This window comes from Hyunsoonleella sp. J2K-J805 (assembly GCF_057167125.1).
In genome coordinates this window covers 3,523,527-3,539,319 of the sequence record NZ_CM169901.1, presented here as the reverse complement: position 1 = coordinate 3,539,319, position 15,793 = coordinate 3,523,527, and the positions used below count along the sequence as shown (strand labels likewise).

The 15,793-nt window shown below is 32.5% G+C and carries 15 protein-coding genes; all 15 read right to left on the bottom strand.

Going from position 1 to position 15,793, the window contains the following annotated elements; genetic code table 11:
* Nucleotides 1-114: 114 nt before the first annotated feature.
* Genes AC1B0Z_RS15575 through AC1B0Z_RS15505 form a run of 15 tightly spaced genes read right to left on the bottom strand, consistent with a single transcriptional unit; the run spans nucleotide 115 to nucleotide 15,764 of the window.
* A complete protein-coding gene (locus AC1B0Z_RS15575) occupies nucleotides 115-1,188 on the bottom strand; it encodes a glycosyltransferase family 4 protein (protein ID WP_483793092.1) in 1,074 nt (357 codons plus the stop codon).
* Complete coding sequence (locus AC1B0Z_RS15570; RefSeq protein ID WP_483793090.1) at nucleotides 1,188-2,306, bottom strand: glycosyltransferase family 4 protein; 1,119 nt, start codon at nucleotides 2,304-2,306, stop codon at nucleotides 1,188-1,190. The genes AC1B0Z_RS15575 and AC1B0Z_RS15570 overlap by 1 nt, the downstream gene beginning before the upstream one ends.
* Before the next feature lie 12 nt (nucleotides 2,307-2,318).
* Entirely contained in the window at nucleotides 2,319-3,101 is a 783-nt protein-coding gene (locus AC1B0Z_RS15565; protein WP_483793088.1) for an FkbM family methyltransferase, read from the bottom strand.
* Nucleotides 3,094-4,101, bottom strand: a complete 1,008-nt coding sequence (locus AC1B0Z_RS15560; protein WP_483793086.1) for a glycosyltransferase family 2 protein — start codon at nucleotides 4,099-4,101, stop codon at nucleotides 3,094-3,096. The genes AC1B0Z_RS15565 and AC1B0Z_RS15560 overlap by 8 nt, the downstream gene beginning before the upstream one ends.
* Nucleotides 4,101-5,135 carry a hypothetical protein gene (locus AC1B0Z_RS15555; RefSeq protein ID WP_483793085.1) on the bottom strand — a complete coding sequence of 345 codons (1,035 nt, stop codon included), beginning with the start codon at nucleotides 5,133-5,135 and terminating at the stop codon, nucleotides 4,101-4,103. The genes AC1B0Z_RS15560 and AC1B0Z_RS15555 overlap by 1 nt, the downstream gene beginning before the upstream one ends.
* 4 nt (nucleotides 5,136-5,139) lie before the next feature.
* The gene (locus tag AC1B0Z_RS15550) at nucleotides 5,140-6,681 is read right to left on the bottom strand and encodes a glycosyltransferase family 2 protein (RefSeq protein ID WP_483793083.1); all 1,542 of its coding nucleotides are present in this window, start codon (nucleotides 6,679-6,681) and stop codon (nucleotides 5,140-5,142) included.
* Nucleotides 6,678-7,607, bottom strand: coding sequence for a hypothetical protein (locus tag AC1B0Z_RS15545; protein WP_483793081.1), 930 nt, complete (start codon nucleotides 7,605-7,607; stop codon nucleotides 6,678-6,680). Before AC1B0Z_RS15545 ends, AC1B0Z_RS15550 begins: the two co-directional genes overlap by 4 nt.
* A gap of 27 nt (nucleotides 7,608-7,634) precedes the next feature.
* Nucleotides 7,635-8,792 carry a glycosyltransferase family 4 protein gene (locus AC1B0Z_RS15540; RefSeq protein ID WP_483793080.1) on the bottom strand — a complete coding sequence of 386 codons (1,158 nt, stop codon included), beginning with the start codon at nucleotides 8,790-8,792 and terminating at the stop codon, nucleotides 7,635-7,637.
* 12 nt (nucleotides 8,793-8,804) lie between these two features.
* A complete protein-coding gene (gene rffA / locus AC1B0Z_RS15535; protein WP_483793078.1) occupies nucleotides 8,805-9,914 on the bottom strand; it encodes a dTDP-4-amino-4,6-dideoxygalactose transaminase in 1,110 nt (369 codons plus the stop codon).
* Between the two features lie 3 nt (nucleotides 9,915-9,917).
* Nucleotides 9,918-10,715 carry an acyltransferase gene (locus AC1B0Z_RS15530; protein WP_483793076.1) on the bottom strand — a complete coding sequence of 266 codons (798 nt, stop codon included), beginning with the start codon at nucleotides 10,713-10,715 and terminating at the stop codon, nucleotides 9,918-9,920.
* On the bottom strand, nucleotides 10,705-11,646 hold the full coding sequence (locus AC1B0Z_RS15525; RefSeq protein ID WP_483793074.1) for a glycosyltransferase family 2 protein: 942 nt from the start codon (nucleotides 11,644-11,646) through the stop codon (nucleotides 10,705-10,707). The genes AC1B0Z_RS15530 and AC1B0Z_RS15525 overlap by 11 nt, the downstream gene beginning before the upstream one ends.
* The gene (locus AC1B0Z_RS15520; protein WP_483793072.1) at nucleotides 11,647-12,315 is read right to left on the bottom strand and encodes a hypothetical protein; all 669 of its coding nucleotides are present in this window, start codon (nucleotides 12,313-12,315) and stop codon (nucleotides 11,647-11,649) included. It lies immediately after the preceding gene.
* Nucleotides 12,316-13,710: a CDP-glycerol glycerophosphotransferase family protein gene (locus tag AC1B0Z_RS15515; protein WP_483793070.1), complete on the bottom strand. Its 1,395-nt coding sequence runs from the start codon at nucleotides 13,708-13,710 to the stop codon at nucleotides 12,316-12,318.
* A gap of 12 nt (nucleotides 13,711-13,722) precedes the next feature.
* Complete coding sequence (locus tag AC1B0Z_RS15510) at nucleotides 13,723-14,598, bottom strand: N-acetylneuraminate synthase family protein (protein ID WP_483793069.1); 876 nt, start codon at nucleotides 14,596-14,598, stop codon at nucleotides 13,723-13,725.
* A gap of 11 nt (nucleotides 14,599-14,609) precedes the next feature.
* On the bottom strand, nucleotides 14,610-15,764 hold the full coding sequence (locus AC1B0Z_RS15505) for a cytidylyltransferase domain-containing protein (protein WP_483793068.1): 1,155 nt from the start codon (nucleotides 15,762-15,764) through the stop codon (nucleotides 14,610-14,612).
* Nucleotides 15,765-15,793 lie beyond the last annotated feature (29 nt).

Sequence of the window (15,793 nt, the reverse complement as noted above, 5' to 3'; positions counted from 1 at the left end):
AGGCAGATTATAGAAATATGAAATGACCATTAACGCAAGAGCTATTTTAACGTAAACCGATTTAAATAGAAGCTCTATTCGCTTATTAATATATTCTGATTTGGTCATCAATTCTTAAATAGATTGATAGGTATCTATTACTTTTTTAATAATAGTTTGATTTGAAAAATCCTTTAATACCCTTAATTTCAAATGTTCTCCTGCCAATTTAGCTTTTTCAGGGTTATTAATATATAATTCAATCGCATTTTTTAATTCAAAACTATTTTGTGGCTCTACCAACTGCCCTTCCCTATTGTTTGATATTACCAAGCTACAATCACCAACATCTGTAGCAACTACTGGTAGTCCAACAAGTCCATATTCTAATAAAGCAATTGGTAAACCTTCTGATTGTGAAGATAAAACACCAATTTCACACTGTTTTAGGATAGCTGACACATCGGGACATGAACCATAAAAAAACACTTTGCTTTTAAGTTCTTCGTTTTCAATATGAGCCTTTATAGTTTCAGAATATTCATCTTCAAAATCTTTACCTATCAAATGTAAAGTCCAATCCTTAAAATCCTTATTTATTTCCTTAAATGCTTTCAAAAGCGTTAAATGATCCTTTTGCGGCCTGAGGTTTGCCAAACATACAATTCGTTTCTCTGAAACACCTTTCAATTCGGTTACTAGGGTTTCAGAATCATCTAGTTCTGCAAAATTTGGTAAATAGGCTATAGATTTGGTTTTCAAATTATGCTCTGACCACGCTTTTAATTTAGAATTCACGCAAAAAATATGATCAAAATATTTTGAACAAAGCTTTAAAACGGTTTTTGGCCTTGAATCCAAAAACTCACTTTGTCCATAGTGGTCATGCCAAACAACCTTCAATTTAGGATGTGAAATTTTCGCTACAGTAGCAATAAAAAAAGAAGTAGCATGGGCATGAACGTGTGTTATTCTGTTTGCTTTTATAAATTTATTAAGTTTTTTGATGGCTTTTACATCTAAAGTAGATGTTCTATTTAAAAAAAGATATCCTACCTCCGTATTTAAGTTTTCCTTTAAGGGACCTTCTTTTCGTGTAGTGCACAAAAACGATGCATCAACAGCACCAACTAATGCATTGGCAAAATTTACTGCAATACGCTCCGCTCCACCAGCTTCCATATTATCAATAAGTTGCAGTATTCTCATTAGGTTACAATTAGTTTTTTTATCTCCTCTTCAAAAGCCTCCAAAGTATACTTTTGCGACCATACCGCAGCAGATTTAGACATTTTTAACAATACATCTTGTTGCCTTAAATGATTTTCTATGACGCTTACAGCTTCATTCAATTTACTAGAAATTAAAATACCTCTCTTACCATGGTTTAACATAAAAGGCAAACATGAAATGGGAGTAGCGATTGGTATAACCCCGAAAAACATTGCCTCTGCAATGGCCTTTGGCCAGCCCTCAGATTTTGATGGTAAAATACTAAAATGAGCCGTTTGCCATACCCGTTTGATGACTTCATTTTTTTGATTGCCATGAAATACTACACTTTTATTTAGATGATTTGCATTACAATATTCTATCAATTCCTGTTTCAAAACACCTTCTCCATACAAATCTAAAGTAGCTTTATAGTTTTTTTTTAACAATTGTTCCACTATTTGTACTGCCAGTAAAGGCCTCTTTCCTTCCACCATGCTGCCAACAAATACAAATTTAAGTTCACCTGAATAATCTCTAATTTTAGGCTGAATTTTATCGATTTTGCTGTATGTAGCCGTAAAAAAGGGTTTTATATTATTTGATTGGTTTTGCCATTTACCATACACTATAGCCGTCATATTCTTTGTAAAACCTGTGCTTGACAATATTCGCTTTTGAAATCTGTAACTTAAGGGTTGGGAAGCTTTTGGGTCCCAATTTCCCGCATACTTAGCGGTTTTAACCTTTTTAGGAAAGCAAATTTGTACCAAACATCCCAATAAGCCAATATTACCAGGACATCGTAGATGGATATGATCTGCTCTTTTGCAGCATTTATATAATTTCAAAACTATTAAAGGCATAGAAAGTAATGACAGAAGACTTCTTCCTAAGGTTATAAATGCTATCGACGGTATTTTAGTGAATGTAATATCATCGTGTTTATAAGCCATGTCAATTGCAGAAGGCGACTCATTCGTTATAGGTGCAACAACTTCAACCTCATCAACATACTTTAGCCATAAATTCATTTCTCTCACATAAGGCGCATACGCATACCATCCCTTATTTTTAGGTTTGTGAATGACATGAGTAATGATTAAAAAGCGCATTATCTGGATTTATTATTTTACACTATTTCCTGCATACACTATTATTTCTCCATCATCAAAAAACTCTGTTTTAAATGGATAATTCAGATGTTTGAAAAAACGTTCTACAGCAATATATGTTAACTTTTTGTCAACCATGTGATAACTAGCTATGGCAAAATTGGGTTTTAACTTTTCTATGGTTTTTACAGCGCCTTCCAATGCTTTTATTTCTGCCCCTTCAATATCCATTTTTATAAAATCTAATTTATTTAGGTTTTGAAGTTCTACAAAATCATCAATTGAAATACCCTGAATCGTAACTTGTTTTGATTTTTCATCTTCATAAAAGATAGAGGAACCTACATTTCCAGCCTCAAAAAATTGTAACGTTTCGCTCTTATTCCAAAGTCCTTTTTTTACAACGTCTATATTTTCAACCTTGGTGTTTAAATCTAAATTTTTCTTTAACAGCCCTATATTGACCGAGTCTGGTTCAAATGAAAACACCTTCCCTTTAGCTCCAACTTTTTGTGAATAAATGATGGACAGCGCCCCCTCATTTGCTCCAGCATCAAAAACGACATTGTCTTTTTCAATTTTATAATATTTTTCATATTTATCAATGTCATGAACTAAAAAGTATAATGGCTTTTTTGTAATCGCGTCCCACTTCCCTACTTCAGCTGTATGATAATTGTCTAACTCTTTTGAAAACACATACTTCCTATTTTGAAAGTTGTAATATTTTAGTTTTGCAATTTCTATAAAAGATTTTGGCAAAAACTTATAAAAAAAACCCTTTACATTATTCATCGACATGTGGTTTTGGTTTTGTGAAAACTAGTGTAAAAATACCATAAAGCCTTCCTAATGTTTCAAAAAGCGCCTGTCTTTTTTGCTTGGTATTAATTATATTTAAGCCTCTAATAAAGGTAAGCAAAAGAGACGTCGAAACCCATTTTAAACTTGTTTTAAAACTTGGATTAGAATACTTAACGCGCCACACGTACCACCCATTCCTCACAACCATTTTGCCATACTTAAAGTGTCTTGGACGACCTGAATTATCGTGATAATGGGCTAATTTTGCCTTTGTATTAATATATAGCTTTCCCAATTTAGAAATACGTAAAGAAAAATCTGTATCCTCATAAAGGCCATAACCTTCAAAATAAGCTGAGAATTTTAGTTTTTTAAACACTTTTACTCTATAGCTAGAAACACCTCCCATGATCTGCTCCACCTGATAAATTTTACCTGAAGGTGGCAAAAAACTAACCGAACGCCCATGTGCAAATGTAGGTAGATAACCTGGTGGGACACCCGGCTGTAAACCTAATTTCCTCCTTATTCTAAACCTTAAGGGTTCGTCGCGCATCCATCCATCATAATAGAATTTTGCTTTGTTGTTTTTCTTATCTGTTGGCTTCCATAATACTTCATTGGCAATGTATCCACCAACGGCAAGTGCTTCAGGATAAGCATTATATGCCCCTATTAAATTCTTAAAATAATTGGACTCTAAGATGACGTCATCATCTAAAAAACAAATAATTTCAGAAGTTTTACTTCTTTTTTCTATGCCAAAATTTCGCTGTTTTGTTAAACCTCTTACTGCATCATCTACCTTAAAATATTTTAAGAGCTTATATTTACTCTCCAAATGAAGCACTTTGGTTTCGTCATTTTTTGATCCATCAATAATCAAAATTTCGTTTGGATAGAGTGTTTGTTTTTTTACCGAATCTAAGAGTGCAACCAACGCTCCTGGTCTCATATAAGTACATATTATTAGTGAAAACGGTAGACTCATTATTTTAACTTGGATTTAAAAAGCTCGTAAATCTCTAAAAAAAACGCTTCTTTATTTAAAGTATTCAACCACAGATTTCTATTAGAAACTTGCATAGCTTCAAATTGACTGTCTGTTAAACTATTATGGAATTCTAAGATATGTTGTGATACAGGTTTTTTACTATTTTCATCTATTATCAAACAATGATTGGACCAGTCGACTTTGTGATCTAATGGAAATCTACAATCAGTATTTATAACAACAGGGATGCGACCAACAGCTAAAGTTTCATAAAACCTCACTGAAAAATTCCCTACACCACGCAAACAAAACGTATAGGCATTTTCATAAATATTCTCATAAAACACTTTAGAGGTTTCAGTTTGTGTTAATTTAGAATTTAAGCCTGCACGGTACTTATTTCTAAGAATAAATTGAGTATTTAAGTTCTTATTTTGTACTATCTCTCTTAAATATTTAGCACGTTTAACACTTGATGGATAAAACGGTTGTTTATCAGCAAGTTTATTTTTGAAAGTTCTCTCAAATTTAAATTTCAAGAAATTTACATACTCTTTCAAATACTTTAGTATTCCTGATTTGGCATGCCCTACAAATCCAATACTTGGTTTAGTTTGTTTTTTAAGTGGAGAAAAACCTTGTGTTAAAAATGAATTGTAGGGATCGTTAATAAAAGCTGGCAGAATAAATGTTTTATTATTTAGCTTGCTATCAAAACCCCCAGACCTGAATGTATACATATTTGGAATATGCGTAGTAAAACCATAGTCTCCTGCAGTAAAAGTCCAAATAGTTTTATGATGCGCTCTTGCAATTGTGTATAGTTCTGTAAATGCCTTTATGGATGTACTGTAAAAAGCGCTATAATCAATAGGTAGCACTACAATATGAGCAGATTTTATATCATCGACAATTTTATAGCATTGCATTAAACTTTCATTTTCCTTGAAAACCAATTCAAATAATAACGGAAACAACTTGGATCTGTATTGTTCGGTTAAAAAGGATGCATCTGTAAAAAGCTTTAACATCAATCTAAGACTGGATTTTATGGCACCAATGCATACTCTGCTGCCATTGTTTATTATACTGTTTTATAAACTTGAAAGGATTCCTTATTCTGCCGCTTTTATAAAGACGTAAACCTAATAATAATTTATAACCGAGTATTTGTTTTTCAGTAAAATAACGTTGGTATAAATATTGAATTGTAGGTGATGGTTTTGGCTGTACTTTTTCGGCTTCCCAAAGTTGCTTTACTTTAGTACGATAACCACCTATTGGAGCCTTTAAGTGGGTTATTTTTACATCAGCAAAATAAACTACATCGTGTCCAAGATGTCTCAATTGCATTCCAAAATCATTATCCTCTCCGTAATTAAATTCATATTTTAAATTGAATTTAACTTTGTCTAAAATACTAGATTTAACAATACTATTCCCTGCGCCAAAAATACTAGTTTGAGCCGTTTTTAAATACGTTTGTTGCTCATTTTGTTGCAAATAAACCGTAGTTCCTACAGTTACTCCATATTTTTCTATATTTTCAAAAATATCTTTTAGTAATGAAGGTTTAAATCTGTTATCATCGTCCCCTAGAAACGTCCACTCACTTTCTACGAGTGCCATCCCAACATTACGTGCATTACAGACACCTGTTTTGTGTGTAAAGATGTGCTTTATTTTAAATGGCCAATCTTCATTTTTTATGTAGTCTAGTTCAGAAACCGCACCCTCCAAAGGGTTTTGTTCTACAATAATTACAGTTTTAGGCTTTAAAGTCTGATTTGACAAATCCTTCAAAACATTGTACAAATATTGTTTTCTACCGATGGTAGGGATTACCACATCTACTTCCCTGCTCTTAACGACAGTTTTGGTAGAATTAACGGCTATATTTTCTAAAGAAAAATTGGTGTTTAATTGTTTGTAAATCAATGACTTTATAAGAGGTAATAATTTCAACTTTTTCTCATAAATCAAAAAACAAGCAAATAAAAAAAACACCCAAACCCATTTGTAATGTTGTTTTACAAATTTGAACAGTTGAAAAGACGAGGCTTTTTCGCCTTTATATTGTGAAAGCGCACCTTTCACTATAAGCTTGGGTTCAGAATAGCAAAACAAACCCTCCGCCATAGTTCTTTTAGCCAACGAGTTTAAAAAATAGTCAAAATCCAGATTAAAATTTAAGTTGTCTTTTAAATTATGTATAACACTTGTATGCACTCCGCCTACAGAACTATGCATTAACCATGTGGGATAGCTTACAGTTTTATTGATTTTTAGAAAGAACGAACGTTCAATATATCCTATCTGTTTTGGCAAAGTAGTTATCTCAGAAGGATTGTATGAAGCCAAAACTCGATTATGATGGAAAATAGTAGAGAATTCAGATATATTTAAATTTTGTAAGTAGCTTTTATGGCACCAAACAATTAACTGATCAGGAAATTTTTCGGAAAGCATTTTCAGAGATTCAGTAGCTGGTCGTTCTTTACAAGAAACGTCAATAGCATGCAGCTTAGCATCTAATATTTCCGTAGTTACTTTATCTTGATGTACAATTATCATCATACCTCTAAACACTCAAAGTTTACATTTCCAATTATGGCAGCATATTTAGAAAAACTACTATTATACATTGGCTTTACCTTCAAAAAATACACTTTTTCACTTTTTGACATCATAAAAAAATCTATCATTGTTTTTAAATGACCCTCAATATCTGAACGCTTTTCGAAATTATCCATATGAAACGGGTTACCTTCAATTGTATTAATTTCTAATTGCTGTTTTATGTACTTGATAAAGTTAATACTATCAGAAAACAAATAAGCCTTTTGTTGCTCTTCCGTCTTTACTCTATTGATAATCTGCAATAGCACATCGCATAGTGTGTTTTTTTCTTCTGCTGAAAGCTCTTTGCTTGTAGTATCTTTAAAATCACCCATTAAACTTGTAAACCGAGAATGAAATGCTATAAATGGTTCTGTTGAAATTGTATTGAGTTTTTCCTCCAGGAAATCACTTCTCTTAAATAATTGGTTGAAACCTTCTCGCCATTTTTTTTCTAAATCGCCTTGATTTAATTCAGGAAAAATACTTTTGGAGTAATCGATATTTGCATAAACATAAAACTGACTCGCATTTGATTTTTTTATGACGGCCAATGGGTTTGCATTAAAATTATTGATAAAATATAGACATCTAGTTTTGGTAGGATGCCATTTTACATTGCTTCTTTTAAACTTCCAATCTATAGCATTGGGTTGCAAAAAAACATCCAATTCGAATGGCGTATCAAACAAAATCTTGAAATCATATCCCAAAACTTTTGCTATCAAATAAAACGAGACAATTCCTTTTAATCTATCTACCAACCCGCCATGAGGAAACAATCCATCAAAGCAAACAACGATTTGCTTAGTTTTAATAGGCTTTAAACTAAAATGCTTTGAATAATATAAAAACAGCATAATCTGTTTCTTCTTTTTACTCAAAAATTGTTTTAGCCTTTTTAAAGTCATTTATGCTTTGCTTTCTGAAATTACTGCCTTATAAAAATTTATATTTTCGATTGCAATGTTCTTTATATCAAAAGAGGATTCTACTTTTTGTTTTGCAGACTTTCCAATGTCTAAACATAAGGATTTATCCCTAAAAAGATGTACGATCTGTTCAGCATAGGCTTTTGTTTCAGTTGGATGAATTAGGTAACCATTGATGCCATCGTCAATTATTTCATTTGCCCAACCAATATTTGTGTTTACCACAGGTTTTTGTAATGCCATACTTTCTACTGTTACCATACCAAAAGTTTCAGCAAAACTAGGAAACGCACAAACATGAGCATTTTTAATATGATTATTGATTTGGGAATATGGTATTTTGCCTAAATATCTGGTATTAGCTTTAGCTGCATCTGAAAGCACCTCTAGCATCAATTTATAAGTAGAATTAGAACCTGTTTTTATATCAAAACTATCACTTCCAATTAGCACCAGTCTAGCATCGGGTTCCTCTTCGATTACAGCATTAAAGATTTTCGCTAATTCTAAAACACCTTTCTTTCTAATAAGTGTACCAATATATAATAGTGTTTTTTCTTCGAAGTTATGTGGGTTTCCATTATTGAAATAATCAAGATCTACACCATTGGGAATTACTGATATTTTGCTTTCATTTAAAGAAAATAATGTAGCTGTTTGTTGCTTTGTGAAATTAGTTGGGGATATAAAAGCCACCGCTTTTTTTAATGCTACCTTTTCAAATACAAAATTCTTGAATTTTTGTTTTCTGTTTTCCAGCTTACAGAAATAAGCATCGGTACCATGAAATCTGATAACCAGTGGTATTTTAAATTTCATAAAAGCGGTTATACCTGTCCAATCTGGCGCCTCAAGGATATCAATATTTTCTTTTGAAACAGTTACGTTAATATAATTTTGAAGAAATTTTCGATAAAAATACCATGTACCAATTTTAAATTTTTTTTTGGGTACGATATGAAAAATAACACCATTCTCCTCAAAAACAGCTGATGTATTTTGATGATATACGAAAATGGCTACTTTAATCCCCTTCTCTACCAAAGCCTCCACTAAGTTTTTTACACTTGTACCAATTCCTGCACTCGAGGATACTTTTGGATGTGGATATTCTGGTGTTAAAAAGGCTATTTTCACTAAAAGTTGTATTTAATATGAAATTAAATAATCTACCACTTTGGCTATATCAAGCTCATAAAACATAGGTAGACGTAATAATCTTTCTGAAAATTTATCACTATTTGGTAATGTTCTACCATCGTGCTTATCCTTATAAAACTCACTACTGTGCAAACTTAAATAATGAAAAACCGATAGGATATCTTTTGTTTTTAAATATTGAATAATTGCATCGCGCTGTTCTATGGTTTTACAAACCAAATAAAACATATGAGCATTATTAGTTTCCTTTTTTGGTTCTGGCATTAATTGGATATCATGTTTCTTAGCCCAGGCTCCTAAAGAATCATTATAAAAATGCCAAAGTTCTAATCTCCTTTTCTGAATATTATCAATATTCTCAATTTGAGCCCAAAGAAAAGCTGCTATAATTTCAGAAGGTAAAAAAGATGATCCGGTATCTACCCAACCATATTTATTAACTTCTCCTCTAAAAAACTCTGCTCTATTAGTGCCTTTTTCCCAAATAATTTCAGCGCGACTTACAAATCTGTCGTCATTAATTGCCAATAAACCACCTTCACCAGAAATTATATTTTTTGTTTCGTGAAACGAAAACGCAGCCATATGACCTATTGCTCCTAGGTATTTACCTTTATATTTAGACGTAATAGCCTGTGCAGCGTCTTCAATTACTAATAAGTTATGGGTATTTGCAATAGACATAATAACATCCATATTACAGGGTATACCTGCATAGTGCACCACAACTATAGCTTTTGTTTTACTTGTAATTAAACCTTCTATTTTGGTTTCATCAATATTTGGATTATCGCCTTTAGAGTCAACAAAAACTATATTTGCGCCTTGACGTACAAAAGCTAGGGCTGTGGAAACAAACGTGTAACTAGGAACAATTACTTCGTCTCCTGGTTTTATATTAGCCAACATAGCACACATCTCTAAAGCATCAGTACAAGACGTTGTAAGCAATGCTTTTTTAAACCCAAAATTGTTCTCAAAAAAGGTTTGACATCTTTTTGTATAATATCCATTTCCTGAAATCATACCGCGTTCAACAGCATCCTCTATATACGTGGTTTCTTTTCCAGTAAAATATGGTTTATTGAATGGTATCATTAATTATAGATTGATGGGAACAAATTTCGCCTTATCTGGAAGTAGAAATTTCATAAAATCAATTTCTTCAATGGAACCTCTTTTTGTATATGTTCGGTCGCTAACATTAAAGAATGAAACTTTGTTATTCTCTACATCTACTTCTGAAGCATCTTGAATAATTTTTATAGATTTAGCATTTTTGCCCCAACTTTTTAAATAGTCCATCATTCTAACATACTTTTTCTCAACAGAGACCTCAACAAATTGATAACCTACTTTTTCACTAATAGATTTAGCTGGCGAACCTGCATAAATTTCATTATAGTCCATATCCTTGGTTACGACAGAACCTACTAATGCCATAGATTTATCTTGTGCCATAATTGGAGATACTATACAATGCCCTACAAACCATACATCATTTCCTATTATCATCTCTTTTTCAGATAAAAATCTACAACCTTCCAAAGTATCTCCAAATTTAACATGGCTCCAAATTTGAGAGTGCGCTCCAATACCACAATTATTGCCTATTGTTGTCCCTCCAATAGAATCTATTATTGTGTACTGCCCCACCCAAGCATTATGCCCAATTTTACAAGGCAAATACCCATGAACATTGGTATGATGATGCAACTTTGAGTAATCTCCTATAGAGAAATCATCACAAATTATTTGAACATTTTTTCCAATGTAACAGTTATCTCCAATACTTATACTTTTCGCATTCCCATCTAATCCTCTAATTATTGCTGAATCTTCTATAATAGTATTCTTTCCAATAGATACTTCATCTGCAAAAACATTATTATATTTCATTATCAATAATTTTTTCTATGATATATGGTGGCCTATTCTTGGTTTGATCAAATATTTTTCCTATGTATACACCTACCACACCAATAACTGTTATTAAAACTCCTGAAAGAAACCATATAGATACCATTAGGGAACTGTAACCCAATACTTTTATTTGCCCTGTAAAATATTTGTAAATAGTGTACAAACCAACTATAACAGAGATAACTGATACTAATATCCCAAACTTAACAAAAATCTTCAGGGGTTTGTTTGAAAAAGAAATTATAGTATTGAAAGCTAATCTTAACAACTTAGAATAAGTATATGTAGACTTACCAGAAACTCTTTGAGCGTGCTCCACTTCTACTGAGGTTGATTTATAGCCCACCCAATTCACAAAAAGTGGAAATGACTTGATATAATCATCCATTCTTAAAACATCTTTTATTACTTGGGAGTAATAAATACCAAAATTTGCAATAGTACTATCAAAATCTGAATCTGTTAAATACACATATAATTTTGAGAACATTTTAGAGAAAAACTTCTTAATAAATTTATCTTTTCTTCTATAGCGACTTGCTAAAACAACATCAAATCCTTCCTGTGCTTTATTATAAAGTTTCTCTACTTCTTTTGGCTGATCTTGTAAATCGCAATCCATAACCACAACCCAATTGCCTTGAGCTAGAGACAATCCTGCCATAATTGCTGGATGTTGCCCAAAGTTTTTACTTAACCTAATACTTTTAACTTCGGTATGTTTTGTTGACAAAGATGTCATAACGCTCCAGCTATTATCAGGACTTCTATCATCAACAAGAATAATCTCATAAGATTTACCCAACTTTACCATAACTTTTTGAATCTCTTCAACAAGTTCTTCAATTATAGTTTCGGCTCTATATACAGGGCTTACAAATGATATTTCTGGCTGATTATGATTCATTTATTGTCTTTCTAAAGTAATTTCAATACATTTTGGCTCGCCATTACTAGCATATCCTCCAGAAGGATTTTCTTCAATAAAGACTAAATTAAATAATGTACTGCATCTTTCAATGAAGTTATATACTTTTTCGTGATGCAAATGCATATCATGAAACTCAAAAACCAATGCTGAAAACCTATTTAAGTTTTCTATTATTTCATCTAAAAAGTCGTATTCCCCTCCTTCAATATCTAGTTTTAATAAAACTTTGCTGTCTCTATTAATTTTAGGTTCTATTAGTTTGAATATCCGCTCTGGCTTCTTTAACCATAGTTTTAAATGATTGCAACGTTTCTGCTTAATAAGATAGCTAAAAATGAGCGTGTTAAACAAATATCTTGTTTTATCTGGCTTTTTAAAAAACAGTCGAGCTAAGCCTTTAGATATCAACTTTATACCAGAAATAGTAGGGTCTACCATAACAATGTCAATCTCTTTGTTAAACCGAAATATGTCATATTCAAATTCAACATTATATGAAATACCACCACTAAACAGAATATCCGAAGACTTAATCGTCTTAGGATTTAAGTAATAACCACCATCGTCTATACTGCCAAACCTGAAAAGCGTATTGTCTTTAACTAAAAACTTGTCTTTTATATTTTTATAATAGTTATCCAACATTTATTTTAATATGGTATCTATTGATTTCCAAATGGTTTCAGAAGCTTTGGTTGGTGTTTTACCTACAATAACCTCGTACCACTTTTTCCCTTCTGCTACATTTGAGAGTTCGCCATCAAGAATGTTTTTAACTAAACCTTCAAGATCTTTTTTATCAGTACAAAATACTGCAGCTTTATCGCTAGGCATACTTCTAAAATGCACGTATTTATAATTTTGACCAATATCACGAATGCCTTTTTTCAACTGTGGTTGCTCGTAATTATAGTAAATACAAGGTTTATCATGCGCCACAAAATCAAAAACCGTTGATGAACACACATTGGTTACAAATTCACTATGCTCACAAACATTATACAGCATCTTATAATCCTCTTTCGCCGGCAATATTTCGTTCCAATGTTCTCCTACCTGTTTCCAAATGGGGTCTACAACTTCAATAATATCTTTATTTGCTTCAATTACAGCATTGTACCTTGAAGTAAAATCAACAGGACACTTTCTATAAATTATGCCCAAGTTATACCCTTTTGAATTTAAACTTCTAACGGTATTTGCTAAATCTTCAAGATAATACTGATCCAAAGGCGAGGTGGTTTCATCATCACCTGAATAACAAATATATTTTTTATTGATGTCTAAATTATAGGCTTCAAAGAATTCTGTTCTGCTCAATTTTAAACTTTTATCGTAATGTGGCTCAAATTGGGGCGTACCAGTCACAAAAATTTGTTCGTCCTTTACAAATGGATAATACTGCAACACTTCTCGCTTCATGTGTTCGCTCCACACGCAATAATAATCGGTCTCAACAACTTGCATCGCCTTTGGCACATTATCCCAAGAATATACAAAAGCCACTGTTGGAATTCCTAAATCCTTCGCAGCCAATAAGGCACTAATAGATTGTGTAGCGCGTTGGGTTGTACAAAAAACTAAATCTGGTTTATGCTCTTCTAGTTGTGCCTTGCAATAAGCATACTTTGGGTTTTTACGTTCAAGATGATTTATTTTTTTTCTTATGTTTTCTATACCTTTTTCTGAACTGTAGAGCCCTATTAAAAGTTTAGTATATAGCGTTTTAAAACTATTTTTGACACCCTTGTAATTAAAAGGAAATTTGTAAGTAGGATACACATCATCCTTGAACTTGCTTTTTGACACGTTTAGTTCACATCTTTTTCTAGCCCTTGAATAAATAGGGGTTAAAGGATGTAATTGATGATTTTCAATCTTTACTTCGTTGAACCCTAAATTGTCTTTTAGCGAGAATACTGTATTATTCCAATAGGTAATATCAAAACCCATCCTTTCACCAATATCCCTAAAATTGGTAAAGGCAAAATTTCTTAATCCAACACCATCAGGAAAAAAAACAAAGACCTTTTTTTTCATAAACCTTTCAAATTAGCCTTTTTGGTTTTTTAACTTATCGCGTTGAATTTGTTCTATTGGTAAAATATCTTGACGCTTAAAACTCAAAGCTTTATGAACTGCCCTTAAATCCCGTGATAACTTTCTAAGCCCCATAGGCTCTAAAGAAGCCGCATGATCTGTACCTTTCCATGTTCTATCCAAAGTATAATGACGCTCTACAATATTGGCTCCTAAAGTATATGCAGCAACATCCACTGCAATGCCTAAATGATGCCCTGAAAAGCCAATATGCTTTACATCGTTACCATATTTTTCTGCCAATACATTAATATCTAATAAGCAAACATCTTCAAACGGTACAGGATATCCTGATGTGCAATTGTACAATACCAAATCCTGATTTCTTTTATGGTTTTTGAAAAACGACACTAAATCATCAATTTCGGATTTGGTCGTCATACCTGTTGAAACATGTATCTCTCCTTTATAGTTTTTACACAACCATTTCAACATTTTAGCATTGTTGTTACACGCTGAAGGTATTTTTATGAATTTAGGATTTAAAGATGCTATTTCTTTTGCAGATGTTACATCCCAAACAGATGTAGAATAATCAATACCAATATCTTCACAAAATGCTTTTAAATCCTTGTGTTGCTCTAAATTGAATTCTAAAAACTCTCTATGTGCACCATACGTTTTTCCATAAGAGTTTGCGGGGTTAGGGTGCGGTCGATGATACTGCGCTTCAGTTAATAATTCTTTATTATTCCGCTTTTGAAATTTTACAGCATCTGCATCACAAAATATTTTAGCCACTTTTATCAGCTCCTTGGCTATTTCCATATCTCCTTTGTGATTACAACCAATCTCTGCTATAACATAAGGGGGTTTGTAGGTATTCATAGAGTTTGTAACTAAAAACGTTTATTGTAGTTTTTAATGAATTGACACGCCTCTCGTATGGCACCTGATCCTGAGTTTTTGGACAGGACTATATCTACCACTCGCTTTATTTCATCCATTGCATTATTTGGAGCAAAAGACCAACCAACACTACAAATATTGGTCATATCATTTACATCGTCACCGATGTAAGCCACATTGTTTAGAGAGAATTTTTGACTTGTAGCCAATGATTGCAGTAAGGTAAATTTATCCTTTACACCTAAAAACACTTGAGGAATTTGAAGTTTCTGCATACGTTTTGCTACTAATTCAGACTGCTCACTTGTCATCACCATAACCTCAACACCAAACTGTCTTAAAATTTCAAGTCCCATACCATCGCGCATATCAAACCTCTTAGTGTGCTCACCTTCTTTGGTATAAGAAATTGTGCCATCAGTAAATACACCATCTACGTCCAACACAAAGTGTGTGATTTTTTCAGAATGTTTTGCTCGTTTTTGCCTTTCAATTAGGAGGTTTTCAACTACTGTCCAGTCCTGTTCAGAATCAATTTCATGAAGACTCTCCTCTGGCATTTTTACCACTGCTATATCGCCTCCCAGTCGGTTTTTATGTTTTTGAAGCACCTGTTTCTTACAGCAATACACAGCACCATTTTCTATCAATAAACCTTCAAAATCTTGTCTCCTAGGACGTTTCTCGTAGTTGTAGTTTACTGGTGTACCATCTTCATTCCAAACAAATCTATGTGTTTTTACTACGGTTAATACTGAATCTTTACCATTGTCTATTTCATTTAAACAATTCTCAATATCTTTTACTTTTGTAAAGGGAGACGTAGCTTGTAAAAGGCAGAATACATCAAAATCAAAATCTGTTTTCTCTGCAAATTCCAACATGGCACTTTCTGTTGAAGCCGTATCGGTTGCTGAAATATCAGAGCGTTTTAAAGCCTTTATTTTATCGGTGTAATGATATTCCTTTTCAATAAAACTGATAATAGAATCGTCATCGGTGTATACATAAACAGTATCTAGGCTGGATAAAATAGCTTCTCCCAAAACCCATGTAAAAAGTGGTCTTCCCACCATTTTACGCTTGTTTTTTCCATGAATTCCTTTAGAATTTTTTCTTAAAGGGATAAAACCGATTTTTTTCATAGAGGCAAATCATTGAATCTTCTGTAATT